26 protein-coding genes and 2 tRNA genes are annotated in these 22,626 nt (G+C 58.9%); 19 read left to right on the forward strand and 9 right to left on the reverse strand.

Features of this window, described 5'->3' with window-relative positions:
* Positions 1-22: 22 nt before the first annotated feature.
* Entirely contained in the window at positions 23-751 is a 729-nt protein-coding gene (locus P186_RS06185) for a branched-chain amino acid ABC transporter ATP-binding protein (protein WP_014288589.1), read from the reverse strand.
* A gap of 64 nt (positions 752-815) precedes the next feature.
* Here P186_RS06185 and P186_RS06190 point away from each other — a divergent pair, with 64 nt between their 5' ends.
* Positions 816-2,153 (forward strand): ABC transporter substrate-binding protein, encoded by a 1,338-nt coding sequence (locus tag P186_RS06190; RefSeq protein ID WP_014288590.1) that lies wholly within the window; start codon positions 816-818, stop codon positions 2,151-2,153.
* A 32-nt stretch (positions 2,154-2,185) separates the two neighbouring features.
* Positions 2,186-2,279, forward strand: a tRNA-Gly gene (locus tag P186_RS06195).
* Positions 2,280-2,567: 288 nt separating this feature from the next.
* Here P186_RS06195 and P186_RS06200 read toward each other — a convergent pair.
* A tRNA-Leu gene (locus tag P186_RS06200) sits at positions 2,568-2,652 on the reverse strand.
* A gap of 210 nt (positions 2,653-2,862) precedes the next feature.
* On the opposite strand from P186_RS06200, the gene pyrI reads away from it, so the two are divergent.
* Genes pyrI through P186_RS06215 form a run of 3 tightly spaced genes read left to right on the forward strand, consistent with a single transcriptional unit; the run spans position 2,863 to position 4,777 of the window.
* Positions 2,863-3,318, forward strand: a complete 456-nt coding sequence (pyrI, locus tag P186_RS06205; RefSeq protein WP_148682794.1) for an aspartate carbamoyltransferase regulatory subunit — start codon at positions 2,863-2,865, stop codon at positions 3,316-3,318.
* Positions 3,315-3,896, forward strand: a complete 582-nt coding sequence (gene pyrE / locus P186_RS06210) for an orotate phosphoribosyltransferase (protein WP_014288592.1) — start codon at positions 3,315-3,317, stop codon at positions 3,894-3,896. The genes pyrI and pyrE overlap by 4 nt, the downstream gene beginning before the upstream one ends.
* Positions 3,884-4,777 (forward strand): beta/alpha barrel domain-containing protein, encoded by an 894-nt coding sequence (locus tag P186_RS06215; protein WP_014288593.1) that lies wholly within the window; start codon positions 3,884-3,886, stop codon positions 4,775-4,777. The genes pyrE and P186_RS06215 overlap by 13 nt, the downstream gene beginning before the upstream one ends.
* On the opposite strand, the gene P186_RS06220 is transcribed toward P186_RS06215, so the two are convergent.
* Complete coding sequence (locus P186_RS06220; RefSeq protein WP_014288594.1) at positions 4,749-5,246, reverse strand: Mut7-C RNAse domain-containing protein; 498 nt, start codon at positions 5,244-5,246, stop codon at positions 4,749-4,751. The two genes, P186_RS06215 and P186_RS06220, sit on opposite strands and share 29 nt — an antisense overlap.
* A gap of 77 nt (positions 5,247-5,323) precedes the next feature.
* Entirely contained in the window at positions 5,324-7,168 is a 1,845-nt protein-coding gene (gene rqcH / locus P186_RS06225; RefSeq protein WP_148682795.1) for a ribosome rescue protein RqcH, read from the reverse strand.
* A 45-nt stretch (positions 7,169-7,213) separates the two neighbouring features.
* Here rqcH and P186_RS06230 point away from each other — a divergent pair, with 45 nt between their 5' ends.
* On the forward strand, positions 7,214-7,777 hold the full coding sequence (locus P186_RS06230; protein WP_014288596.1) for an ATP cone domain-containing protein: 564 nt from the start codon (positions 7,214-7,216) through the stop codon (positions 7,775-7,777).
* Here P186_RS06230 and P186_RS06235 read toward each other — a convergent pair.
* Positions 7,774-8,601 (reverse strand): TIM barrel protein, encoded by an 828-nt coding sequence (locus P186_RS06235; RefSeq protein ID WP_014288597.1) that lies wholly within the window; start codon positions 8,599-8,601, stop codon positions 7,774-7,776. The genes P186_RS06230 and P186_RS06235 overlap by 4 nt on opposite strands.
* A gap of 44 nt (positions 8,602-8,645) precedes the next feature.
* On the opposite strand from P186_RS06235, the gene truD reads away from it, so the two are divergent.
* The 5 genes from truD to P186_RS06260 all read left to right on the forward strand — a co-directional run bounded on the left by truD (position 8,646) and on the right by P186_RS06260 (position 12,013).
* Positions 8,646-9,887 carry a tRNA pseudouridine(13) synthase TruD gene (truD, locus tag P186_RS06240; RefSeq protein ID WP_148682796.1) on the forward strand — a complete coding sequence of 414 codons (1,242 nt, stop codon included), beginning with the start codon at positions 8,646-8,648 and terminating at the stop codon, positions 9,885-9,887.
* A gap of 36 nt (positions 9,888-9,923) precedes the next feature.
* Positions 9,924-10,721, forward strand: coding sequence for a DUF362 domain-containing protein (locus P186_RS06245; protein ID WP_014288599.1), 798 nt, complete (start codon positions 9,924-9,926; stop codon positions 10,719-10,721).
* A gap of 113 nt (positions 10,722-10,834) precedes the next feature.
* A complete protein-coding gene (locus P186_RS06250; RefSeq protein WP_011009167.1) occupies positions 10,835-11,269 on the forward strand; it encodes a 50S ribosomal protein L14 in 435 nt (144 codons plus the stop codon).
* A gap of 67 nt (positions 11,270-11,336) precedes the next feature.
* Entirely contained in the window at positions 11,337-11,651 is a 315-nt protein-coding gene (locus P186_RS06255; RefSeq protein WP_014288600.1) for a hypothetical protein, read from the forward strand.
* Entirely contained in the window at positions 11,642-12,013 is a 372-nt protein-coding gene (locus P186_RS06260; protein ID WP_014288601.1) for a hypothetical protein, read from the forward strand. The genes P186_RS06255 and P186_RS06260 overlap by 10 nt, the downstream gene beginning before the upstream one ends.
* A gap of 35 nt (positions 12,014-12,048) precedes the next feature.
* On the opposite strand, the gene ahcY is transcribed toward P186_RS06260, so the two are convergent.
* Positions 12,049-13,365, reverse strand: coding sequence for an adenosylhomocysteinase (gene ahcY, locus P186_RS06265; RefSeq protein WP_014288602.1), 1,317 nt, complete (start codon positions 13,363-13,365; stop codon positions 12,049-12,051).
* Positions 13,366-13,420: 55 nt separating this feature from the next.
* On the opposite strand from ahcY, the gene P186_RS06270 reads away from it, so the two are divergent.
* From P186_RS06270 to P186_RS06280, 3 genes are read left to right on the forward strand one after another with little or no spacing between them, the layout of a single operon-like run.
* Positions 13,421-14,266: a KaiC domain-containing protein gene (locus P186_RS06270; RefSeq protein WP_014288603.1), complete on the forward strand. Its 846-nt coding sequence runs from the start codon at positions 13,421-13,423 to the stop codon at positions 14,264-14,266.
* Between the two features lie 8 nt (positions 14,267-14,274).
* Entirely contained in the window at positions 14,275-14,700 is a 426-nt protein-coding gene (locus tag P186_RS06275; protein ID WP_014288604.1) for a helix-turn-helix domain-containing protein, read from the forward strand.
* A gap of 3 nt (positions 14,701-14,703) precedes the next feature.
* Entirely contained in the window at positions 14,704-15,366 is a 663-nt protein-coding gene (locus P186_RS06280; protein WP_014288605.1) for a B3/B4 domain-containing protein, read from the forward strand.
* Here the strand turns inward: P186_RS06280 and P186_RS06285 are convergent.
* The gene (locus P186_RS06285; protein WP_148682797.1) at positions 15,358-16,665 is read right to left on the reverse strand and encodes a cyclic 2,3-diphosphoglycerate synthase; all 1,308 of its coding nucleotides are present in this window, start codon (positions 16,663-16,665) and stop codon (positions 15,358-15,360) included. The genes P186_RS06280 and P186_RS06285 overlap by 9 nt on opposite strands.
* A gap of 73 nt (positions 16,666-16,738) precedes the next feature.
* Between P186_RS06285 and P186_RS06290 the strand changes: the two genes are divergently transcribed.
* The gene (locus tag P186_RS06290; protein ID WP_014288607.1) at positions 16,739-17,359 is read left to right on the forward strand and encodes a metallophosphoesterase family protein; all 621 of its coding nucleotides are present in this window, start codon (positions 16,739-16,741) and stop codon (positions 17,357-17,359) included.
* Here the strand turns inward: P186_RS06290 and P186_RS06295 are convergent.
* Entirely contained in the window at positions 17,300-17,782 is a 483-nt protein-coding gene (locus tag P186_RS06295; protein WP_148682798.1) for a fructose-bisphosphatase class II family protein, read from the reverse strand. The two genes, P186_RS06290 and P186_RS06295, sit on opposite strands and share 60 nt — an antisense overlap.
* Positions 17,779-18,279: a DsbA family protein gene (locus P186_RS06300; RefSeq protein ID WP_014288608.1), complete on the reverse strand. Its 501-nt coding sequence runs from the start codon at positions 18,277-18,279 to the stop codon at positions 17,779-17,781. The genes P186_RS06295 and P186_RS06300 overlap by 4 nt, the downstream gene beginning before the upstream one ends.
* Before the next feature lie 113 nt (positions 18,280-18,392).
* Between P186_RS06300 and P186_RS06305 the strand changes: the two genes are divergently transcribed.
* The 4 genes from P186_RS06305 (at position 18,393) to P186_RS06320 (ending at position 22,595) form a co-directional block, all read left to right on the forward strand.
* On the forward strand, positions 18,393-19,127 hold the full coding sequence (locus P186_RS06305) for a thioredoxin/glutaredoxin (RefSeq protein ID WP_014288609.1): 735 nt from the start codon (positions 18,393-18,395) through the stop codon (positions 19,125-19,127).
* A 72-nt stretch (positions 19,128-19,199) separates the two neighbouring features.
* Positions 19,200-21,749 carry an adenosylcobalamin-dependent ribonucleoside-diphosphate reductase gene (locus P186_RS06310; RefSeq protein WP_014288610.1) on the forward strand — a complete coding sequence of 850 codons (2,550 nt, stop codon included), beginning with the start codon at positions 19,200-19,202 and terminating at the stop codon, positions 21,747-21,749.
* 69 nt (positions 21,750-21,818) lie between these two features.
* A complete protein-coding gene (locus tag P186_RS06315; protein WP_014288611.1) occupies positions 21,819-22,295 on the forward strand; it encodes a hypothetical protein in 477 nt (158 codons plus the stop codon).
* 33 nt (positions 22,296-22,328) lie between these two features.
* Positions 22,329-22,595 (forward strand): hypothetical protein, encoded by a 267-nt coding sequence (locus P186_RS06320; protein ID WP_014288612.1) that lies wholly within the window; start codon positions 22,329-22,331, stop codon positions 22,593-22,595.
* The last annotated feature ends 31 nt before the right edge of the window (positions 22,596-22,626 follow it).

The following is a 22,626-nucleotide window of genomic DNA, read 5'->3' on the forward strand; positions in this document are numbered from 1 at the left end:
TTCAACAACTGTGTTAATATAGCTACCCTCCAAGAAATAGCTCTGCCAGCTTTGCCTCGTCCAGCGACTTAGCCCCACCGCTGTACCTAACCCTGCCGGTCACTAAGACATACGCCCTGTCGCCAATCTCAAGAGCCTTCCTGGCGTTCTGCTCCACCAGTAAGATAGAGATACCCAGCTTATCCCTGATGTCTCTAATAGCTATGAAGAAGTCGCTGACAAGCTTAGGAGCCAGCCCCGCCGTCGGCTCGTCAAGCATTAACAACTTCGGCTTCTTCATAAGCCCCAGCCCAATAGCCAACATCTGCCTCTCCCCGCCCGAGAGAAACTTCGCCTTTCTGTCCCTTAAGTCCCTCAGCTTCGGGAAGATGCTGTACACCTCCTCAATCCTCCTCCCAACCTCCTCCCTAGGCACCCCGGCTGACGCCGCCACGAGATTCTCGTACACGGTAAGCTCGCCGAAGATGTTCGGAGTGCCGAAGTTGTTAGGAGACTGCATGACGTAAGCCACGCCCATCTTCATAACCTCGTGAGGCGGATCGCCAGTAATGTCGCGTCCCAGCAAAACGACGCGCCCAGAATAGACGTCCGCCATCCCCACTATGCTGTTCAACAAAGTCGACTTCCCAGCGCCGTTGGGGCCAAGCAACACTACTATCTCACCCGAATTAACCGTCAAGTCAACTCCAAAAAGCACATGAAACTTGCCATACCCCGCCTCCAGCTTCTCAACTCTCAAAACCTCAGACACATGCCCCCCAAAAAACCAAGTTAATAAACCTTAAAACGTTAAATACCAGTCCAATACAGCCTATATGGCTTCAAAAACTCTATACATAATAATAGGGGTACTTGTGGTAATACTCGCGGCCGTTGGAATTTTACTAACAACAGGAGGACAACAACAGCCAACACAAACCCCTCCCCCTACACCCACAGCCACAACACCTACACAGACACCCACCACGCCCACGGCCACCACCGCCCAGAAGGTGTTTAAACTCGGCGCACTACTCCCACTCACTGGAGGCTTCAGTAGCTACGCAAAACTAGCCCAATGCGCCTCGCAACTAGCCATAGACGAGCTAAACGCCGAGTACGCAAGCAAGGGATATAGATTTGAGCTATATGTAGAGGACACCCAGCTAGATCCCAACGTGGCGCTCCAGAAGCTACAAGCCCTCTACGCCCGGGGTGTGAGGGCCGTGCACGCGGGGCTCACCAGCAGAGAGGCGTCTGGAGAAAAGCCCTTCGCCGACCAGAACAAAATAATTCTATTCAGCGCCTGGTCCACCTCGTCGCTATTAGCCATACCCAACGACTGGCTGTATAGAATTGTGGGGACAGACGCCAAGCAGATAAGAGCAATAGGCGCCATCCTAAAAGAGCTAGGCGTCAAAAACGTGGCGCTTATATACAGGAAGGACCCCTACGGCGAGGGCCTCTACCTAGAGCTCCAGAAAGAGGCGGCTAAGCGGGGCTTCAAGCTGGTTTCCGTAGCCGCCTACGACCCAGACCCCAAGGCCTTCCCACAAGCCGCCCCCGAGGCTGTGAGAAAAATCTCCACAGAAGTTAAGGACTTGGTAGGCCCCGACTTCGCCTTGGTCATCGTGTCTTTTGAAGACGACGGCTCCGTAGTCCTCAAGGCAATAGGCCAAGACCCCGTGCTGTCAAAAGCCAGGCTAATCGGCACGGAGGGAATGGCCTTCTCACCAATTCTACTACAGGAAGGCGGAGACGTGATGGCCAGGGGTAGAATAGTCGGCACGGCCAACTGGGCCCTCCCCACCACACCCGAGTACAAACAGTTCTACCAGAAATTCAAAGAGAAGTGCGGGGCAGAGCCCATAACCCCAGCCCCCCAGTCCTACGACATCATCAAGATGCTTGGTGAGATAATAGCAACCATAGGCACAGACGACCCCGACAAGGTGAGGGCCACCCTTGAGCAGTGGGGCAAACAAGGCACCTACAAAGGCGCCACCGGCGTGGTGCTCCTTGACGAAAACGGAGACAGGGCAAACCCCAACTTCTTGCTATGGGGCGTCGCCATGAAAGACGGCAAACCCACATACATTGAAGTGGGCTACTACAACTACGACAAAGACACCATCGAGTTCACCCCAGAAGGCAAGCAATACTTCTACGGATAAACTTTATAACCAACTTTTTCTATACAGTCTCGGCGGCGGTAGTCTAGCCTGGTTTAGGATGGCGGCCTCCCACGGGAAGCCGTGGAAAGCCGTTGATCCCGGGTTCGAATCCCGGCCGCCGCACCAGTGAGTTTTATTTCGGAAGGGGGTTGGATTGGGTGGTTTGCACCCCCTCCCCGGCGTGCCTCTAGGCAAATCTCTACGCCTCCCCTCACCTCTGTACCTAACTCTAGGAGTCGGCGTGGACTAGCGACAGGTCTTTGGCGGCTGTCGTCGCTTGCCCTCTACCCTATCTGAAGCGCCTACTCTATTCACCAGGCCGTACATGGTTTCTTTATGCCAGTTTGTTGTGTCTCCTAATTCATTAAATCTCGATCACGGCAAGTCTCTTAGTGACGAGAATTGACGTAGAGGTGCGGGGGGTGGGATTTGAACCCACGCAGGCCTACGCCACAGGGACCTAAACCCTGCCCCTTTGACCTGGCTCGGGCACCCCCGCCTACGTCTGATTTCGCACGGGGTTTTAAGTTTTCTCTGGTAATTACCACCGGGTGTGTTGCGGCTTTTAGTATGGTGGTAGTGGCAGGTGCAGACCTCGCCCTCCAGGTCGGGGAGGGGGTGATCTGTAGCGCCTAATGAGTCCAGTGTGTATTTGCTCCGTCTCGCGGCGCTGGGCTTAATCTTTTTAATTGTTTTTCTTCTGTGTTCGATGTCTAAGGAGCTTATTGTGAGTAAGATTGAGAGTGGGACTGTGATTGACCACATCCCGGCGGGGAGGGCGTTGGCGGTGCTTCGTGTGCTGGGGATTACTGGGAGGGAGGGGTTGCGTGTGGCTCTTGTGATGAACGTGGAGTCCAGGAAGCTGGGGAGAAAGGATATTGTGAAGATCGAGGGTAGGGAGTTGACAGCTGACGAGGTGAATATTATCTCCGCCGTGGCGCCGACGGCCACTATAAACATTGTCCGTAACTACGAGGTTGTGAAGAAGTTTAAAGTGACGCCGCCGGAGGTGATAAGGGGGAGGTTTAGGTGCAAGAACCCGACCTGTATTACCAACGCGCCGAGGGAGCCTGCAGAGCCTACCTTCCTCCTCGTCAGGCGGGAGCCGCCTCTCTTCGTCTGCGCGTACTGCGGCCGGTACCACGAGCTGGGCGACTTGTTATGATACAGAGGCTGGTCGAGAGGGGGGTTGTCAGGTTTGGCAAGTTTCGCCTCTCCAGCGGGCTGGAGAGTCCCTTCTACGTCGACTTAAGGGGTGTCTTGGGGGATCCCGACCTGTTGCGGTGGGTGGTGGAGAGGTACCTCGCTGTGCTTTCCAGGCTGGAGTTCGACGCGGTTTTGGGAGTCGCCACCGGGGGGATTCCCTACGCCTCTATCCTCGGCTATCTGCTCGGCAGGCCTGTGGGGTATGTGAGGGTTGAGGAGAAGGGCTACGGCACCGGGCGCCGGGTGGAGGGCGTCGACGTGGCTGGCATGAGGGCCGTCGTCGTCGACGACGTGTTGACCACGGGAAGAAGCGTGCTGTCCGCCGTCAACGCGGTCCGGGCCGCCGGCGGGGCTGTGGTGGGCGTCGTGGTTTTTTTAGATAGGGAGCAGTGCGGCGCCGACGCCGTGAGGAGGGGGGCTGGTGTGGATGTGTACAGCGTGTACAGGATGAGGGAGCTTCTGGAGGAGCTCAGGCCTTATATAGGCGAGGAGCGAAGCCGCTCTGTTCTGGAGTACCTATCGCAATGGCGCTGTTAGCGGCGTTTGGCAGGCTTATGCACTACGTACATCCAGAGATTAGCCACAGACTGGGGTCCCTCCTCTTCTCAATTCCGTTGCCCAGTTGCCGATGCGAGAGGTGGTGGAGCATCGGCGGGGTTAGGGTATGCGGCCCCGTGGGCGTGGCGGCTGGTCTAGACAAGTCGGGTCTATACGCCAGGTTCCTCTCGTCGTTCTGCCCGGGCTTTCTGGTGGTGGGCTCTACACTGCCGCGGGCGCGGAGGGGGAACAAGCCGCCTAGGGTTGCCCGGGTTTGGCCCTACTCCATGGTGAACGCCATGGGGCTCAACAGCCCGGGGATTGCTAGGGTGGTGTCGAGGCTCTCCGGGCTGGACTACCCCATTTTCATAAGCGTGGCCGGCTTCAGCGCCTCGGACTTCGCGGCCCAGCTGGCCTATTTGGAGAGGTACTTCAGGCCAGACGCCGTGGAGCTTAACATATCCAGCCCCACGTATAGGGGCTTTTGGCGGGACGTGCCTACGCTCGGGGGGACCCGCCTCCCCGTGTTCGTCAAGGTCGGCCCCTCGGTCGACTTGAGGCTTGTGGTTAGGCACGTGAGGGAGGTGGGGTGGGGGCTCGTGGTGACCAACACACTACCCGTGGACGACAGGCGCCTCAGCACCGGCCGCGGGGGGCTCAGCGGGCTCCTCCTGTATAGATACGGCGTCAAGCTCTTGGAAAGGGCGAGGCGCCTCGCGGGGGGAGAGGTGCCTATAATCTACAGCGGCGGCCTGTACACCTGTGCCCAGTTGCGCGAGGTTTTGAAACTAGCTGACGCGGCCGAGGTGCTCACCTCGGTACTCTACTACACGCCCTACATCCTCACACTCCTCAACCGTTGCGGCGGCACTCTACGCTGACGGCCCCCGCCTCCTCGACTAGGCGCCTCAGCCTGCGCCAATGCGAGCCGACCCAGTAGTAGCGGCCGCAGACGGCGCACCGCCAGCACCTCTCGCTTCTAATTTCGTGGCCCACCGCCGTCTCGGCCTCTCTGCAGTCCACCTCAGCTAAATCGCCGCCGCATACGGGGCACCTTGACCTCTCAAAGGGCCTCATGCCGAGGGCGATAAAGACGGCGACCCACTCCACGTGGCTGTCTGTCTTCAGGAGGATGGCGGGCCCCCTCCTCCTCTTGAACAACTCCTCGTCTCGCGTAACTACGAGGCACTCCGTCTCCGCGAGCTCCGAGTCGCCTATAGAGGGGCTGTAGACTACCCTCACGCCGAAGAGAATGCGCAACAGCCTGGCCAGCCAGCCCAGCATGGCGTCTACATAGATACAATCCGGGACGCCGCTGTCGAGCCCCTTGCACTCCACGTACACCCCCATCGCGATTTCTATGTAGTGGCATTATTTAATTTCGCTAACCTCTCACTAAGACTAGTTGGAAGACGTCAAGGACAGGGCTACCAGGTGGCGAATATTTGCTCAATTTCGTCCCACGGCAGGGGTGTTCCGCGTCCCTCTTCCGAGATTCTGGAGGGGCCGGGGAGGGCGGCCACCACCTCCTCAGGCTGGCACCCTCCCCACTGTTGCGCCAGCTCCTTGCCCAGCTTCCCCTTCTCCTTGTTGCCCGGGGTCACCACGACGTATCTCTCGGCGAGTAGGGGGGCGGCTTTCGGCGGCGCGGCGACCACTCTATAAACCTCGCCGTCCCTCCTACAGCCTACAGCCAGCTCCATGCGGACGTTTCTCACGTATTCCCTCTTCCCGTAGATCATAAAGGAGCCCTTTGCCAGATACTGGCCGGAGGGGGGCTGTTTCGACACTTGCTCGCCCCGCACGTAGTAGACGTCCACGGCGTGTATCCCTATTTTCCACGCCTTGCTGTACGCCGCGGCGAACTGGGCCACCTGCAACAGCTCAAGGGGATCCTCCATCGGCGGGGCGGCGACCGCCGATGCCCCAGGTATATCTGCGTGGAAGAAGAGGTAGTGGTCCTTGAGGTATTTCCTAACCACAGACTCGTTCTGCGAGGCGTCTCTCCCCCCGATCACAGGCCTCTTGCCGGTGGTGACGGTCCAGTGAAATTTCTCAAACCAGCTCTTCTTGGCAACGGCTCTGGCAGACGCCTTCAGCCTCTCCTCCTCCCGGCGCTGCTCCTCCTCCAGCTTAGAGAGATCTCTCCTGAGCTTCTCGAGCACCTGCGCCGCCTTCTGCGCCTTCTCCTCCAGCTCCTTGGCCTCCTCGAATAGTTGCGATATGTACCTCCCCAGGGGAACGCCCCTCACAAGCTCCACGGACTCCCCCTCTGGCAACTCTATTTTTACTCTCCTGCCGTCTACGTCTACTATACGTATACTAGACTCGCCGCCTCTAAGCGCCTCCTCGATCTCGATTTTGTACATGAGCAATCTGTGGGCCAGGGTCTTCAGCCTAGAGGCCTCGTCTCTGTATTCAGGAATTTTCCCCTCCAGCTCCTTAATAGAGGCCTCGAGTCTCCTGCGCCTCTGGACGATCGCCTGTGTCGCGTCTGCGGCGGCGGACTCGAGCTCCATCGGCGTGAAGTAGAAGTCAAGAGCCGACCAGAAGCTGTCGAAGTGTCTATACTCGTCGCACTGCAGAGACACCGGCTTGATGGGCAAGACGGTGACCGCGGCCCCGCCTCTGATGCAGACTGTGGGCTCCAGCCTTCCTGAACGCACGGCCTCTACAAGCCTCTTGAACTCCTCGGCGATTGACCTGGGCGAGGAGCCGGCCCGCGCGATTAGCTCATCCGCGAGCTCGGGGCCGGTGCCGAGCCGCCTTATTAAACTCCGCCGCAGATCGCCGGGGTCTACGGCCTTTTCGAGCTCATCCACGCCTGCCCTCAGCACGTCTATAAACGCCGCCGGGGGGTAGGCGTAGGCCGCGCCCGGCGCGAGGACTCTGTCCCTGGCTCTGTAGCTGTGCATCAGCCACACCACCCTTCCGTCCCGAACAGCCACCATGTTGAAAGGTTCAAGAAGCTCAACCACAATCTTGCCCGTGGTGAATACAAGCTCGACCAGCCTGTCGAAGCGGGGCATCGCCACCTCCACCAGCCTCTCGTCGCGGAAAAGCCCCCTAAGCGTCTCCGCCCCCTCATGAGTCTTCTCAGGTACAACCCCCGTGAGAGACGTCCTGAACCTCGTGGCGGCGACGAAGCCGCCGGCGAATTTAAAGAGAAACCCAGCCCCCGTCCTGTAGATATTTTCAAGCCTGCTCCCAGCCAGCCTCGACATCTCTGCCACGGAGGCCAGCAGGTCAAAGGCTGTGAGCACCTTCTTCACGTCTATGTAGACAGTCAACATTTAAAACTAGTAGGTGGATGAGCCGTGGCTAGGGTGGTGAAGAGGTCTGGGAGGGAGGAGGAGTACCTCAGCGAGAAGGTGTACAACGCCCTGAGAGACGCCGGCGCCTCCGACGAGGTGGCGCGGGAGATTGTCAAGGAGCTGGACGAGTGGGTGAAGAAGAGGGGGAGGATATCCACAGACGAGATTAGGAGATTTGTCCTTACCAGGTTGAGGAAGCTCGAGCCCGAGGCGGCGGAGGCGTGGCAGTTCTATGACAGGGTGTTCAAGGGGCGTATAACTTTTGAAGACGGAAAGGCCGTGGTGGTGGAGAGGGGGCGCCTCTACCTCGGCAGGAAGGTTAAAGATATCGGAGGCAAGGGGCTCTCAAATGCCGAGGAGGTAAGGGAGATACTGGAGGAGCTTAGGGAAGATATGGAGTACGGACTGTCGCCCAAGGTCATAAACGCGAGGCTGTACGCCCTATTCATGGGCGTGCTGAAGAAAAAAGACATGCCAAGAGAGGAGAAGCTGAAGTCCATAGAGCTGATAAACAAATTCAGAGAGGAGCTGGGCTGGAAGCCCTACGAGTTGAAGAAGCCTCTCTAGGCTAGAGAGACGCCGACCTCCTCCAGCACCTCTTTCATCAAGAGGGCGTCTTTTTCCAGGAGGGGGGACTCGCATATCAACGTAATCGTCACGTCCCTCTCCTTTAGCTCCCTGGCGAGGGGCTCGAAAGGCGGCATGTTGCGCTCAATAGGCTCGTGCTCATCTACAAACTTGCCGTTTCTATACCGCACCGAGGTGAAGTGGGTGTGCATGTGCGCCCCTCCGAACTCCCTCGTCCAGAGATCCAGCACCTCTCCGTAGTTTATAACCCCGCCGTTTCTCGCATACAGGTGGCCCCAGTCGACGACGGGGGTGACGAAGGGGAGCTCCTTCGAGAGTCTAAACGCCTCCTCGACGCTTCCAAACTGGTTTGTCCTCGCCGTCACCTCCACTCCTATATACACCCCAGAGCCGATGCCGGACTCCCTATACGCCCTTTCCAACTCCTCGCGGACTTTCTCAAAACACCTCTCGGGGCCCAGCCTGCCGTAGTACGCGGCGTGCACCACCACCACCCAGGCCCCCATGTAGTACGCCCGGTCCAGCGAATCCACCAACCTCTGGCGCGACTTCTCCACCTTGTCAACCTCTTCTGAGCAGAGGTTTATAAAGTAGGGGGCGTGTACGGAGAGCTTCACGTCGAAATCCCGAGCCGCCTTGCCCACCTGCTTGGCGAGATCCCTCGACATCCTAACGCCCTGCACAAACTCCACCTCCATGGCGTTCAGCCCAAGCTCCCGCACGACGCGGACTGCCTCAAGCGTGGACTTAGCCTTCACAACAAACTGGGGAATGCCGGCGGGGCCGAGGTAGACCTTGGCCATGTGGAGTTTACGACACGTATTTATAACGAAAGGCGGTGTCCCCCGTGCTGGAGGCCCCGCCCTTTGACAAATCCCTCGGTATGTATTACTACGCCACAGACACGTGCCCGTCGGGGGGTGTGATTAAGCAGAGCGCGGAGGACTTCGTGGTGGAGGAGGTCTTGGCGGACGGCACGGTGGTGGCCCTCGGGGGCGTCGAGCTGAGGCCTAGGGTGGGGGGGTGGACCTGGATACACGTCGTCAAGCGCAACGTCGACACTATACGCCTCGTGCTGAGGCTGGCTAAGGCGCTGGGCCTAGGCCCCCGCGACGTGTCTGTGGGGGGGATTAAAGACACGAGGGCGGTGGCGTCGCAGATTGTGTCTGTCCGCGGCTCCGTCGCCGATCTGCCGAAGATACCCGGCGTGGAGTATCTAGGGGCCTGGCCCATGGATAGGCCGATTTCGCCGGCTGAGATCTACGGCAACCGCTTCACGATAGTGATACGGGGCGTCGAGAGGGTGGACTGCGCCAGAGAGACGCTTGAGCTGTTGAAAAGCGTGGCGGTTCCCAACTACTACGGCTACCAGCGCTTCGGCACCATCCGGCCGGTCACCCACCTCCTTGGCATGGCTCTGCTGAGGAAGGATCCCCAAGCCTTCTTCGAGATCATGTTCTGCCGGGTGTTTCCCCACGAGTCGGAGGCGGCTAAGAGGGCGAGGGAGCTTGCCTGTAGGGGGGAGTACCAGAGGGCGCTGGAGTCTTTCCCTAAGAAGCTCGTCGAGGAGAGGGCTCTCTTGAGGAGGCTGGCGGCTGGGTACGATATGTGGAACTCCATCATGGCCATTCCGTTGCAGATACTAAGGATCTACGTCGAGGCCGCCCAGTCCTATCTCTATAACCGCCTCCTCTCGGCTAGAATGGAGCTAGGCCCCCTCGACAAGCCGGTGGAAGGGGACTTGGTGGAGGTGAACGGCCAAGTTGTCTACTACACGGTGGGTCTCGGCGGCGAGGTGGTTGTGCCGGTGCCCGGCGCCGGCGTCAGAATGCCCAGGGGGAGGGTGGGCGATGCCATGTTGAGAGTCTTAAAGAGTGAGGGCGTCGACGCTGGTATGTTTCTAAAAATGCCGCGTGGGCTAAAGGCGTATGGGAGCTATAGACGCGCCAGGCTCCGCCCCGGCGGCTACGCCTACAGCGTCGAGGGGGGCGACGTAACTGTGCGCCTAGTCTTGCCGCGGGGTAGCTACGCCACGGTCTTTTTAAGAGAGGTGGTGAAGCCCTCAGAGCCCCACAGACACGGCTTCTAGGGGCTAACGTATTTATTTATGTGCGGTACTTTCGTCGTGGTCGAGGCATACGCCGCGGACAGCGCGCTTCCAATACCGAAGAAAGACGCGATGATTGTCCTGGCGGTGCACAGCTACATACCATCCCAAGCCAATCCCCGGCCCGAGTTCGTCGAGGCGATTCTCCAAGCCCTCCAGGGGAGGGACGTCTCCATAACCTTCTCAATGCCTAAGTCGTATTTCGAAAAGGCGGTTAAGATCATGGGCCTCGAAAAAATGGCTGGGAAGTATGGGGCGAAGATAGTGCAGCCCCACCAAAGCGCCAGCTACAGGCTGGAGCTGGAGTCCCCCCGCGGCTCGAAAATCAAGGTCAGGGCGCTGGAGGCCGCTTTCGACGAGTCGCTTCTTAAAATCGTCGTGGCTATACCCGTCAGCCACCCGCAGACAATTCTCTACCTAACCACGCCCACCGCCGCGCTTCACGTGCTGGAGCCTAAAGACGCCCAGAATCTCTACGAGGGGTTTAGGCCGCTGTATAAATACATAGCAGACATATACAGACTTGAGAAGAACACGCTCTGCATCGCCGAGGGGAAGTTTATAATTGAGGGAGACGGCCCAATAAAGGGGTTCCAGCGCTACTGGGGGGTGGTTGTGATGGGCGACAACTGCGCCGAGGTGGACAACGCGACGGCGCAAGCGCTCGGCGTCAACCCAGAGGATCTCGGCTACCTCTACTTCTACTACGGCGGCCAGCCGCCGAAGACGCCGTTGCCCCCCCTCCTGGAGAAGAACAAGCTGTCTATCAAGCTGACCAGCAACGTGGGGATTCTTCTCACCTGGAAAAAGGGATAAGTAGTGGTGTGTACCTGGCCTTGGGTGATGAGTGCGTTGGTGGCCGAGCGGTGAGCGCCGACGGACGGGCTGAGCCGGTGGAAAGTATATAAACACCGGTGAGTTGAGGGGCTATGGCAAAACGCGGCGGCAAGAGAACAGTCGGCGTGCCGTACAGATTCCACGTAACGCCGGGCATATTCATGAACAGCCTAGTGCCCGTGGCCGACAACTCGGGGGCTAAGCTAGTGCGCGTAATTGGAGTAGTGGGGCACTACTCCAAGACTGTCCACAGGAGGATCCCCGGCGCCGGGGTGGGGGATATGGTGGTCGTCGTGGTGAGGGAGGGCAAGCCCGAGCTTAGGAAGCAGATATTCAGAGCCATCGTGGTGAGGCAGAGGAGGCCCTACAGAAGGCCCGACGGGACGTGGGTCGCGTTTGAGGACAACGCCGTCGTGATAGTGACGCCCGAGGGGGATCCCAAGGGGTCTGAGATCCACGGCCCCGTGGCGATGGAGGCCACCCTGAGGTGGCCCACAATCGCCAACCTAGCCTCTATAGTGGTGTAGTTTCGGTCCACACCCCCCAGGCCATATTGTAACTACAGCACTTATATCAACAGCTTCACGTAACTACGTGGCGGTGGCAGAGCTCGAGGTACTGCTCCCCAGACTGACGCGGATGCCCCCCCTGAAGAAAATGATGTTGTTGTACAAGCTAAGGGGTTCTCTAGACGACGAGAGTTTTAGACACCTCGCGGCCCTCCTCGCGATAGATCTAAGCCGCGGCGAGAACCCCAGGAGGTGGGCCCGGGTAGACGAGGTCGAGGAGGTGCCGGCGGAGCCCACGGCGCCCGTGGAAGAACTCGTCGAGAAAGATGTGGATGAGGAGGAGATAGTGGAGGACCCAGAGTACGTTGGGAAGAGGATAGTGGAGAGGCTATGGAGGTAGAATATCTAATCGAGAGGCTGGGGCCTTACCTGGGGGGTATAGATGTGGAAAAGGTGAGGAGCCTGCTGGGGATCACGCAGAGAGGCGTCGAGAGGCTACTCGGCATAGAGACGCAGACTGACGACAACCTGGAGGAGCTGGAGTGCGCGAGGATTAGGAGCTTCGCCGAGCGATATCTCCAAGAAGGTGAAAGGCTCAGGGCGCTGTATAGGGAGCTTAAAGCGGCGGGTTTGGCGCCGAGCGACATGGCGGGGCTTAAGAAGAAGATTAGAGAGGCTAGGCGCAGGGCCGGCCTCTATAGAGAAATGTTGAAGAGGTGTCAGAGCAGGTCAGTGGCATCACATATCAGACCCCAGAGTTGACATCACGCCATGGATATAGGCCGGGAAATAAAATCTTACGTCCCCAACTCCCAGCTCGATATGTAGCGCCTCTGCTCCTCTGTGAGCTCCTCCAGCTCCACGCCCATGGTCTTAAGCTTGAGCCTGGCCACCTCTCTATCTATCTCGTCGGGTAGCTTGTAGACATCCACAGCCAGCTTGTTCTTAGCTATGTACTCTGCGGCTAGGGCCTGGTTGGCGAAGGAGAGGTCCATCACCTCCGAGGGGTGTCCCTCGGCGGCGACTAGGTTCACCAAGCGGCCTTCGCCGATGAGATAGACCCTCCTGCCGTTTGGGAGGGTGTACTCCTCTAGATACGGCCTAATCGTCTTCTTAGCCACGGCCACGCGTTCAAGCCCCGCGACGTCTATCTCTACGTTGAAGTGGCCCGCGTTTGCGAGAACCGCGCCGTCTTTCATCTTGAATATGTGGCCGAGGCTGACGGCCCTGATGTTGCCAGTGGCCGTTATGAATATGTCGCCTACCTCAGCCGCCTTGTCCATCGGCATAACCTCAAAGCCGTCGAACACCGCCTCCAGCGCCCTCACGGGGTCCACCTCGACGAGTATCACCCTCCTGGCGCCCAGCCCCCTGGCCCTAATGGCAATACCCCTGCCCACCCAGCCGTAGCCAGCCACCACCACGTTCTTCCCAGCCACCAGCAGGTTTGTGGCCCTCATGACGCCGTCCCACGTCGATTGGCCTGTGCCGTAGCGGTTGTCGAATAGGTACTTGGTGTAGGACTCGTTCACGGCGATTATGGGGTAGACGAGCTTCCCCGCGTTTTTCAAAGCGCGGAGCCTAATGACGCCGGTCGTCGTCTCCTCAGTCCCGCCTCTAAGGCCGGACACCAGCCTCTCCCCGTCGAGGGGCCCCGCCACCTCGTAGACGTATTCAATAGACTGGTCTCTCACTCCGTACCTGATTTTGTGTATCGTAGCCGTGAGGTCCGCGCCGTCGTCGAGAGTTATGGCCGGGTTGAAAGAAAGCGCGAAGCCAATGGCGTTGTAGTACTCCCTCTCCGACATGCCCCTCCAGGCGTAGACGTAGACGCCCTCCTGGGCCAGCGCCGCGGCGACTTCGTCCTGCGTCGACAGGGGGTTAGACGGTATGAGCACCACCCGGGCTCCGCCCGCCGCGAGCGTGCGCACGAGGACCCCCGTCTCCTTAGTCACGTGGAGACACGCCGCGACTGTCAGCCCGGAGAGCGGCTTCTCCCTCTCAAACCTCTTCCTTATCTCCATCAACACAGGCATATTGCGCTCAGCCCAGTACAACTGCTCCCTGCCCCGCCCCGCCAGCGAGAGATCTTTAACCCGCGACTCCTTTGACATTTGTGTAGAGAGCGCCTAGGTATTAAAATTTTAGAATTGGGTCTCCGGACTCCACATGGCTGTACCCAGAGTTAGGACCCACGTGCCGGGGCTCGACGAGGTTCTCTACGGCGGGGTCCCTGAGAGGGCCGTGGTGTTGCTGAGCGGGGGTCCCGGCACGGGGAAGTCCATCCTGGGGAAGCAGTTTCTATTCAACGGCTTGAAGAGGGGGGAAGCCGGCGTGTTCGTCGCTCTCGAAGAGCATCCAGTCGCCGTACGCCGCTCCTTCAAGCACTTCGGCTGGGACATCTCTCAGTACGAGCGGGAGGGGAGGTTCGCCGTGATAGACGCCTTCACAGGCGGCGTGGGGGCCGCGGCGCAGAGGGAGAGGTACGTGGTGAAGCAGGTAGACGACGTGTACGAGCTCAGCGACGCGCTCCGCCAAGCGATTAGAGACACGGGGGCGCGGCGCGTGGTGGTGGACTCCGTCTCCACGCTCTACTTAACAAAGCCAGCCACGGCGCGTGGCACCATCATGACTCTGAAACGGGTAATAGCGGGGCTCGGTTGCACGGCGTTCTTCGTGTCGCAGGTTTCAGTCGGCGAGCGCGGCTTCGGCGGCCCCGGCGTCGAGCACGCGGTGGACGGCATCATAAGGCTCGACCTAGACGAAGTCGACGGGAGGCTGTACCGCTCGGTAATTATCTGGAAGATGCGGGACACCAAACACTCCATGGTGCGGCACCCCATGGAGATAAGAGACAACGGCATCGAGATACTCTGGGACAGATACATCAAATTCGCTGGAAGCGCCGTGAGATTCGAACCTCTCCCCAAGGAAGAGGTGGAGGCGATGAAGAAAGCCGTCGAGGAGGCCGAGAGGCAGCCAGCCCCCAGAAAAATTGAAGTAGAGGAGGAGTAGAACCGCCTATGGCCGAGATCCCCCTAAAGCCGGCCAGCCGCGAGGATATTAGAAGACTGGAGTCCGCCCTGTTGGTAATGTCGCTCTACGACAGAGAAACTGTGGAGGCCGTCAAGGATCCCGCGCAGAGAGTTACGTGGGTCGACTCCCTCTACGTGGCGGCGGCCGCCCTCGCCAGGGAGAGGGCGGGGATGCCCCCCTCTAGGATAGCTGAGGAGCTGGGAGTCTCCGAGGCCACAGTAAGGCGCCATCTCAAAGGTGAGACGAAGGCAGGTCAGCTGGTGGCGAAGGTGTATGAAAAGCTGTTGAAAGAAGGCTTTAGAGTGGAGCTACCGCCTGAGCTCGCCGAGCAGTGCAGAAGGGAGGTGGCGGAGCTGAGAGAGAAGCTTGAAAAAGTGAAGAAAGCCCTCGCCGAGATACAGAGCTGGCTCTAGGATATGGAAATTGTGAACGAGGTTAGAAACCTCGGCGTCTATGTGGCCTACGATGTTGTCGCGGGCGTTGACAACACGAGATACGTCCCCCAGCTAGAGGAGGAGGTCAGGCGGGTGGTCGAGGAGGTTAGGCGCACGCTGTCCCTCGACACGTTGAAAGATCACCTAATAATTAGGGCGTACCGCGACTTCTACTGGAGAGTCCTCGGAATAGACCCCACTAAGCAACGGCCGGCCCAGGAGGCCCTCCTTAGGAGGGTGCTACGGGGCGAGCCGCTACCGAGGATAAACCCAGCGGTTGACGCGGGAAACGCGGCGTCGATAAAATACATGGTCCCCATCGGCCTCTACGACATAGCTAAGATAAGGGGCGGGGTTTTGAGAATAAGATTCTCACGGAAGGGGGAGGTCTTCCGCCCAATCGGCGGCTCTCCAATAGAGCTAGACAACCAGATAGTCCTCGCCTCAGACAGCCAGATCCTCCACATCTACCCCTATAGAGACAGCGTAGAGACGAAAATTGAGGAGTCCACTAGAGATATACTAGTGGTCGTCGCGGGGGTCGCCGGGGTCGGGGAAGAGAGGCTAGTCGAGACAGCCCGCTACCTCAGGAACCTCTTCTCCCTCCTTGGAGGCGCCCCGGTGGGCGAAATACGGCTAGCGTAGAGAAGCCCTTTCGAGAAACACATCCACCAACTCCTTGACCGTGGGCCCCTCCACCACCTTTAAACTCCAGTAAACCCTGGCGGTGGGCTTGTCGATCTTCACAACTCTCTCCACTCTGGCGGGCGTGGCCAGTAGCACAACATCCGCCGGCACCCTCCTGATAGTCTCCTCGAGATCCCTCCTCTGCTCCGGGGTGTAGCCCAGGCTGGGCAACACAGGCCCCGTGCTGTAGCTCTCATATATCTTCTTAACCACGCCGACGGCATACGGCCGGGGGTCCACCACCTCGGCGCCGTACTTAACCGCGGCGATGTAGCCAGCGGCGTATGGCAACCCGCCGTGCGTCACCGTGGGGGCGTCCTCCACGACTAGAACCCTCTTGCCCGATATGTCTCTATCCACCGAGACCTCTAAATCGGCCTTTGTAATCGACGCCCTAGGATTCGCCCTCCTCACGTTGGCCACCACCCTCTCGACGTTTTCCCTCCCGGCGTCGCTGACCTTGGTTATTATCACCGCGTCTGCGATACGTAGGTTGACCTCCCCCGGGAAGGACCCCACCTCGTGTCCAGGCCGGCGGGCGTCTGTAACAACAACCATGAAGCTGGGTCTGAAGAAGGGAAAGTCGTTGTTGCCGCCGTCCCACAACACCACGTCGCCGCGGCGCTCGGCCTCCCTCAACACCTGGCCGTAGTCAACCCCCGCCAGCACGGGGACGCCCATCTCCACATACTGCTCGTACTCCTCCCTCTCCTCAAAAGTCAGCTTGTCTAAATCCTCGGGCTTGGTGAAGACCTCCACGACCCCCTCCTCCAAGTCTCTATACGGCATGGGGTGTCTAACCACAGCCGCCTTGAGGCCGCGTGCCGCGAGCTCCCTCACAACCTCCCTAGACACGGTGGACTTCCCGGCGCCAGTCCTAGTCGCGGTGACTGCGAACACCGGTTTTATAGAGTCGAGATAGGTGTCGCCCGGCCCGTGTATTTTAAACGTGGCCCCGCTGGCGAGAACGGCCGAGATTATGTGCCCCACCTCTCCGTACAGGAGGTCGCTGTAGGCCAGCACGGCTTCGTCCACCCTGAGCTCTCTGAGGTAGCGCGTCAGCTCCTCGTACGAACTCCACGTGTATATGGGAATGCCCTCGGGCACCCCAGAGAGGGACGGGGGGTACCTCCTGTTTGGGATGGGTATCTGGGTCATTAAAAAAGCCACCACTCTGTAATCCCGCGAGCCTCGGTAGACTGTGTTGTAGACGTGGAAGTCCCTCCCGGCGGCCCCTATGATGGCCACTCTACGCATGGAGTATAGAAGTGATGCAGTTATATATATTACTAAATAGGTTTTATTTTTAAAGCCGTTGCCTTCGTCAGGCGTGATTGTATTCGGCGACGTACACATAGGATCGCGGCGCTCCAAGATACAGGACCTCAGAAGGTGCCTAAAATCTATAAACCCAGATGAAGTCGCCATAACCGGGGACCTCTTCGACGACCAGCATAGAAGAGTGAGCCGAGACGAGGCCATTAGGCTGATACGCAAGGCCATGGACATCCTAGGCCTCAGACCGAGATCCCTCTATATAGCTCTGAGCTCCTCCTCCCACGACCCCATACTGCCAAGCCCCCTCGTGGCCGATATAGACGGCGTCGAGGTGACGGCGCACAACGGAGAGGTCTATATAGAGGGCGCCGCCAAGGCCGTCCTCAGCCACGGCGACAAGGTAGTGAGAAGCGGCGTCGTTGCCTACTTCCTAGATCTCGCCAAGAGAGGCTACGTGGGGAGGGCTCTGAAGAAGAGGCTCGGCCTCGGCGGCGACGTGTGGCTAGCCTACGGCCACAGCCACGTGCCTTATGTAGACCCGGAGAATAAGATAATTAACCCAGGGAGCTGGAAGATATACGGCGTGAGGAGGATAACAGGCGGCGTCTACGAGCTACCTTCTGCCAAACCTCTCTGCAAGCCAGACCTCCAGCCTCCCCAAAGCCTCGGGTAGGCGGCCAAGCACCACCACCTCCCTCGGCTGGACGTCGACGCCTAGACACCCCTCCCACATAACCCGGAACTGGGCATTCCCCCTGGCCACGCGCCGTATGTTCTCGATGGCGGGCTCCTCTGGATTCACCACAGCCCCGGGCCCCACGTAGGCGAGCCTGTGGGCGTAGCCGACATATATCACCTCCCCAACCGCGTTGGACAAAACTCTTGATATCGTGGCGCGCCGGCAGGTGGGGAGGTTCAACACCCTGGCCCTGTACCCCATCTTAGCCACCACCGCGCCGAACACGGCGAATTGGTACGAGGAGCCGGGAGGCGGCGGGATGATAGTCACATCGCCAAGTGGATTGGACACGTCGAAGAGGAGGTAGGTGTAGAAATCACGCAGGACGTAGCTCCCCGCGACCTCCCCCAGAATCATAGAGAGGAAATGGCGTCGAGCACGTCGCTGGGGGACATGTAGCCGAAGTGTATATAGCCTCTCCCCTTGGAGAAGTCGTAAAACAAGAGGGAGGGCGTCCCGTAGACCCCCACCTCTTCCGCCAGCCTTTCGCACTCCCTTAAGTTGCCCTCGGGGCACTCCCCAGCCTCCACCCTCTTCCCGTTGTACACGTCGCTGATGAGCTTAAGCCTCTCCTCCTCGCGGAGGCACCTCAGCTTCCTATGCAGAGGCTCCGCATCTCTGTGCACCACGTAGTCGCACATGGCGAAGGTTATCAAACCCCTCCTAGCCATGTCGAGGAGAATCTCCTCAGTCTCTTTGTAAAGCCTCGCGCAGAAGGGACACCTCAAGTCGAAAAAGACCAACACAGCCTTGTCGCCGTTCCCAGCCTTAACCACGGCGAGGTCTAGGAGCTTCCTAACCACCTCCGTCTTCGTAACCGGGGTGAGCCTCGGCTTCTGCCTCCTAAATATCACAGCGACAAGAACATATACCCATTAAAAAACTTAAGCCGGTGACGAGATTGGTCTTAGCCGAGAGGTGACGTGGGGAACGATTACTGATTTAAACCAGGGCAAATCCCCCCTCCATGATCCGCATAGTGTTGCACCACACATGCAAGTCGTCATACACCCTCTACAAGGCGCTTAAGGGCACGCCAGGGCTGAAGTTCGAAATGGCGACACTGCCCTACTTCCCCTATCTAAGGCAGTACGTGCTAAGCGTACCCGCCGTCTTTGTAAATGAGAGGCTCTTGTTGCTCGACCCCGTGGAGCCAGGCGACGTCCAAGCCCTCCTAAACGGCAAGACCGAGAAGGAGCTGGACGTAGACGAGGCGGTGGAAAACGCCGTGAGGGGCGTAATGGCCAGCCAAGCCCTGCTCTCCGCCGTCATGCTGTACAAATCACTAAAGCCGATTCTAGATCCGGAACTCGCCGCCGTGATTTCGCGGGCCAGATTCCACAGACAGGAGCACAAGACGCCGCAGATAATCCAGAGGATTAGGGAGAGAGAAGAGGAGATACTTACAGAGCACTGGGAACACCTCGTGAAGCTACTCACCTTCGGCCTCGTGAGGGAGATGTACTGGTTAGGCATCGACGTGGAGGAGGTCGAGAAGAGCCACATCAAGATGTGGCTACTGGCAAAAGCCACAGTAGGCAGACTCGGCCTCCCCCACCCAGTCCCCAAGACACGTGAAGAAGTAGTTGACTCAGTATACGCAGTGCTGAGAGAGGCGGGGCGTAGATACATGGACAGAGTCGCCGAGGAGCAGCAGATAATCCAAAGCGACGCAGAATTCACCTCCTTAATACAGGCATAATAAATTTCAGCCAGCTCCCCTCGCTACATTTTCTAACTGCCGCGAATAAATAGAAAAAATGAGGAATATACCATGCCTTTAGTCGCTAAGCTCGACGGCAGGTTGGAGCCTTTATCCCTCGACAAGCTCAAGCTCTCGGTGCAGAGAGCCGCCTCCGACGTGGGGGTGGAGGTAAACGGCGAAGTCAGCATAGCGGTGAGCCGCGACGTAGGCTCGTGGGAGCTTGCCGACATGGTTCAGCTGGAGTTGCTGAAGAAGGCGATTGACAAGCCGGAGCTCGCGCTGGTGGCCAAGTCCCACCTCATGGGGAGGGTGTACAAGGAGGCGCTGGGCAGGGACTACCTAAAGACCAAGTCAGGCTACGGCGAGAGGGCCGTGGCGAGGTTCAGAGGGCTTGTAGAGGCAGGCATCTTGAAGCGGGAGTCCCTTGAGCTCCTCTCCGCCTTCGAGCCCAGGCCCGACTTCGACAAGGCCCTCAGCTACAACGCGGTGAGGCTCTTCACCAACGGCAACTACGCCCTCCGCGACGGGTCGTTTAAAATTGCGGAGACCCCCTCAATGGCGGCGTGGCGCGTCGCCACCGCGGTGGCCAGGGAGCTGGGGCGGGCGAGGCTCTACTACGACTACATAACCTCCCAGAGGCTGGTGCCCGCCTCGCCCTTCTGGTTCAACGCCTGGACCCACAAGGAGATGTTCGCCTCCTGCTTCACCCTGGAGGTGGAGGACTGCCTCTCCTCCCTCACCCACCCCGGGAGGTACTGCATATACGACGCCCTGGCCTACTCCGGCATAATACAGCAACTGGGCGGCGGCGTCGGCTACGACTTCTCCCTACTCCGCCCAGAGGGAGACGTGGTCAGGGGTAGCGTAGGCGTCGCGTCGGGCCCCATCAGCTTCATGAAGCTCTTCGACGCAAACGTCGACGTGATCAAGCAGGGGGGCAAGCGCCGCGGAGCGCAGATGGGCACCCTCCACGTCTGGCACCCAGACGTCCGCAAATTCATCAAGGCCAAGACAGGGGAGTTGAAAGACGCCCACCTCCAGAACTTCAACATATCGGTCTTCGTAGACGACAGCTTCATGGAGAAGGCGCTGGGCATCGACAAAGATACGAGGTACCCGCTGATAAACCCACGGGTCTACCAAGACAAGACGGGGAGGAAGGCGGTGGAGTATGTAGACATACACAGAGAGGCGGAGGCGCCCAGAGAAGCCACATGGGGCGAGGTGGACGCGAGGCAGCTTTTCCGCGAGATAGCAGAAGGCGCGTGGGACTCCGGCGACCCCGGGCTCATATTCAAGTCAAATCTCAACGCCTCCAACCCGCTACTCGGCGAGGAGATAGAAGTATCAAGCTACCGCTTTACATACATCTGGAGATCCGTTAACCCTTGCGCCGAGACTGTTCAAAATCCATTTGAAGTATGTAATCTTACCCACATAAATCTTGTAAAGTTTGTAAAAGATGGTTGCGGCGGGGGGACTTTTGAAGAGAAGCTGGGCTGTATCGACTGGGAGGGGCTGGCGCAGGCGGCTAGGGTGGGCACCAAGTTTCTGGAAGACGCCATAGAGAGGAGCAGAACTGGCATAAAGGTGATTGACGAGATGAACGCCGCCACTAGGAAGAACGGGCTGGGCATCATGGGATTCGCCGAGGTCCTCATAAAGCTGGGGATACCCTACGCCTCCTGGGAGGCGGTGGAGCTGATAAACAGGATCATGGGCTGGATATATGTAAACGCTCTGGACGAGTCCGCGGAGCTGGCCAGGGAGAGGGGGCCCTTCAAATACTTCGAAAAGTCGGCGTACGCCAGGGGGGAGATACCGGTGCTCAAGTTCCAAGACTTCGTCTGGTCTCGGTGGGAGCGGGTGAAGCACGTCTACCCGCCCGAGCTTAGGGAGGCCGGGGACCGCCTCCGCGACATAACCATGAGGACGAGGCGGTGGCTGGCCCCCTACCTAGAGAGGCTGAGGGAGAGGGTGAGGGGCGGCGTGAGGAACTCGGTGGTGCTCTCCATAGCCCCCACAGGCAGGACGAGCATACTGGCGGGAACCACAAGCGGCGTGGAGCCCGTCTTCGCCCTGGCGTTCCTCAGAAACGTCACGGTGGGCACCCTGGTGGAGTACTACGAGCCCGGCATCGAGTGGCTGAGGGCCAGGGGCCTATGGACGCCCCAGGTGAGGAAGGCCGTCGAGGAGACCGGCATGCTGAGGGACGCCCCCGTGCCCGAGGAGGCTAAGCACCTACTCGCCACGGCTATGGAGATCGGGTGGCTGTGGCACGTCCTTATGCAAGCCAGCGCCCAGCAGTGGGTCGACCAAGGCATCTCCAAGACTATAAACATGCCTGCCAACGCCCCCAAGGAGGACGTCTACTGGGCCTTCGCCCTGGCGTGGGCCCTCGGCGTCAAGGGCATAACCGTGTACAGAGACAAGTCGAAGTCCGTCCAGGTGATATACACCGGCTTGAAGCAGGAGATAAAAAAGAAGCTCGCCGAGACCAAGGTGGTGCTGAGGCCCGTCGCCCTGGAGGCCTCCATAGAGGAGGCCGCCGAGGCGGTTAAGCTCAAGGCGCTGGAGGAGGGGAAGGACCCCTACTGCAAGACGGGCGACTGTGGATAGCGGCGTCAACGTAGGCCGCCTTTCCCGGGTTTGTATATTGGTGTTATAAGCCGCCGCCATTAGACATATATGCTTGATATAATTACACGCTCTGTCAGAGTAGGCCTTGTCTTCGTTATTTTTAGTGTGTTGTATACACTGTTCAACGTCTGGTGGGGCGGGTTGCTGGACGTCTACCCGCTCCTCGTGGGGGTCTACGTCATGACCTTCACCTCGACGGTCCCCTACATAGTTGTAAATGTTTCAAACGCCTTGAGGAATAGAAGCGACGGGAGGTGGATAATAACCGTGGGCCTCTCGCTGGCGTTGCTCTCCTCGCTGGTGGCCGCCATGGTCAAGCTAGGCCACCTGAGGGCCGTGCTCACCCCCTTTGTGCTGAGCCAGCTGAGGTTCGACAGCACGCTGGCCCTCTCCCTGGCCCTGCTGGGACTCGCCGCGTTGGTGTATCTCGGTAGCGTGGTGCCAGAGGGGAGAAGGCTGGCCCGCGCCGTGTATCTAAGCATAGTTGAGGAGGGCGACGGCGAGGACGGGGTGGAGACTATCTGAGTTTAAGATATAAAGCAGTGCGTGCGTACATCCGTGGAGGCTGTTCTGCTGATTAGAGAATTCGAGAGGGAGCCGTACGAACTGGTAGACGTACTGCGCTTCGAGAGGGGGCGGCGCTACATCTATAGACTCGCGGCGGGGGATAGGGAGTATTTTATACACGTGGTGGCTTTCACAGACGTCACCTATGTGGAGTTCTGGCACCCCAACTACGCGGTGCCCCTTCTGGTCTTCCGCGTCTTAGGCGGCGAGGAGCTCTCCAGGGTTTTGATACTTCTCAGATCTCTAGTCGGTAGGTGAAAAATTTAATAGATAGGGTAGCCACAGGTCC

The sequence above is a fragment of the Pyrobaculum ferrireducens genome, from assembly GCF_000234805.1.
In the GTDB taxonomy this organism is placed as follows: domain Archaea; phylum Thermoproteota; class Thermoprotei; order Thermoproteales; family Thermoproteaceae; genus Pyrobaculum; species Pyrobaculum ferrireducens.

Bases quoted from the DNA above. Each gene is read 5' to 3' on its own strand.
- P186_RS06260 (WP_014288601.1), top strand. From the start codon at position 11,642: ATGGAGGTAGAATATCTAATCGAGAGGCTGGGGCCTTACCTGGGGGGT.
- P186_RS06220 (WP_014288594.1), bottom strand. From the start codon at position 5,246: ATGGGGGTGTACGTGGAGTGCAAGGGGCTCGACAGCGGCGTCCCGGAT.
- P186_RS06235 (WP_014288597.1), bottom strand. From the start codon at position 8,601: ATGGCCAAGGTCTACCTCGGCCCCGCCGGCATTCCCCAGTTTGTTGTG.
- P186_RS06285 (WP_148682797.1), bottom strand. From the start codon at position 16,665: ATGCGTAGAGTGGCCATCATAGGGGCCGCCGGGAGGGACTTCCACGTC.
- P186_RS06280 (WP_014288605.1), top strand. From the start codon at position 14,704: ATGGAAATTGTGAACGAGGTTAGAAACCTCGGCGTCTATGTGGCCTAC.
- P186_RS06305 (WP_014288609.1), top strand. From the start codon at position 18,393: ATGATCCGCATAGTGTTGCACCACACATGCAAGTCGTCATACACCCTC.
- P186_RS06190 (WP_014288590.1), top strand. From the start codon at position 816: ATGGCTTCAAAAACTCTATACATAATAATAGGGGTACTTGTGGTAATA.
- P186_RS06250 (WP_011009167.1), top strand. From the start codon at position 10,835: ATGGCAAAACGCGGCGGCAAGAGAACAGTCGGCGTGCCGTACAGATTC.
- P186_RS06295 (WP_148682798.1), bottom strand. From the start codon at position 17,782: ATGATTCTGGGGGAGGTCGCGGGGAGCTACGTCCTGCGTGATTTCTAC.
- P186_RS06215 (WP_014288593.1), top strand. From the start codon at position 3,884: ATGGCGCTGTTAGCGGCGTTTGGCAGGCTTATGCACTACGTACATCCA.
- P186_RS06275 (WP_014288604.1), top strand. From the start codon at position 14,275: ATGGCCGAGATCCCCCTAAAGCCGGCCAGCCGCGAGGATATTAGAAGA.
- P186_RS06315 (WP_014288611.1), top strand. From the start codon at position 21,819: ATGCTTGATATAATTACACGCTCTGTCAGAGTAGGCCTTGTCTTCGTT.
- pyrE (WP_014288592.1), top strand. From the start codon at position 3,315: ATGATACAGAGGCTGGTCGAGAGGGGGGTTGTCAGGTTTGGCAAGTTT.
- ahcY (WP_014288602.1), bottom strand. From the start codon at position 13,365: ATGTCAAAGGAGTCGCGGGTTAAAGATCTCTCGCTGGCGGGGCGGGGC.
- pyrI (WP_148682794.1), top strand. From the start codon at position 2,863: ATGTCTAAGGAGCTTATTGTGAGTAAGATTGAGAGTGGGACTGTGATT.
- P186_RS06310 (WP_014288610.1), top strand. From the start codon at position 19,200: ATGCCTTTAGTCGCTAAGCTCGACGGCAGGTTGGAGCCTTTATCCCTC.
- P186_RS06270 (WP_014288603.1), top strand. From the start codon at position 13,421: ATGGCTGTACCCAGAGTTAGGACCCACGTGCCGGGGCTCGACGAGGTT.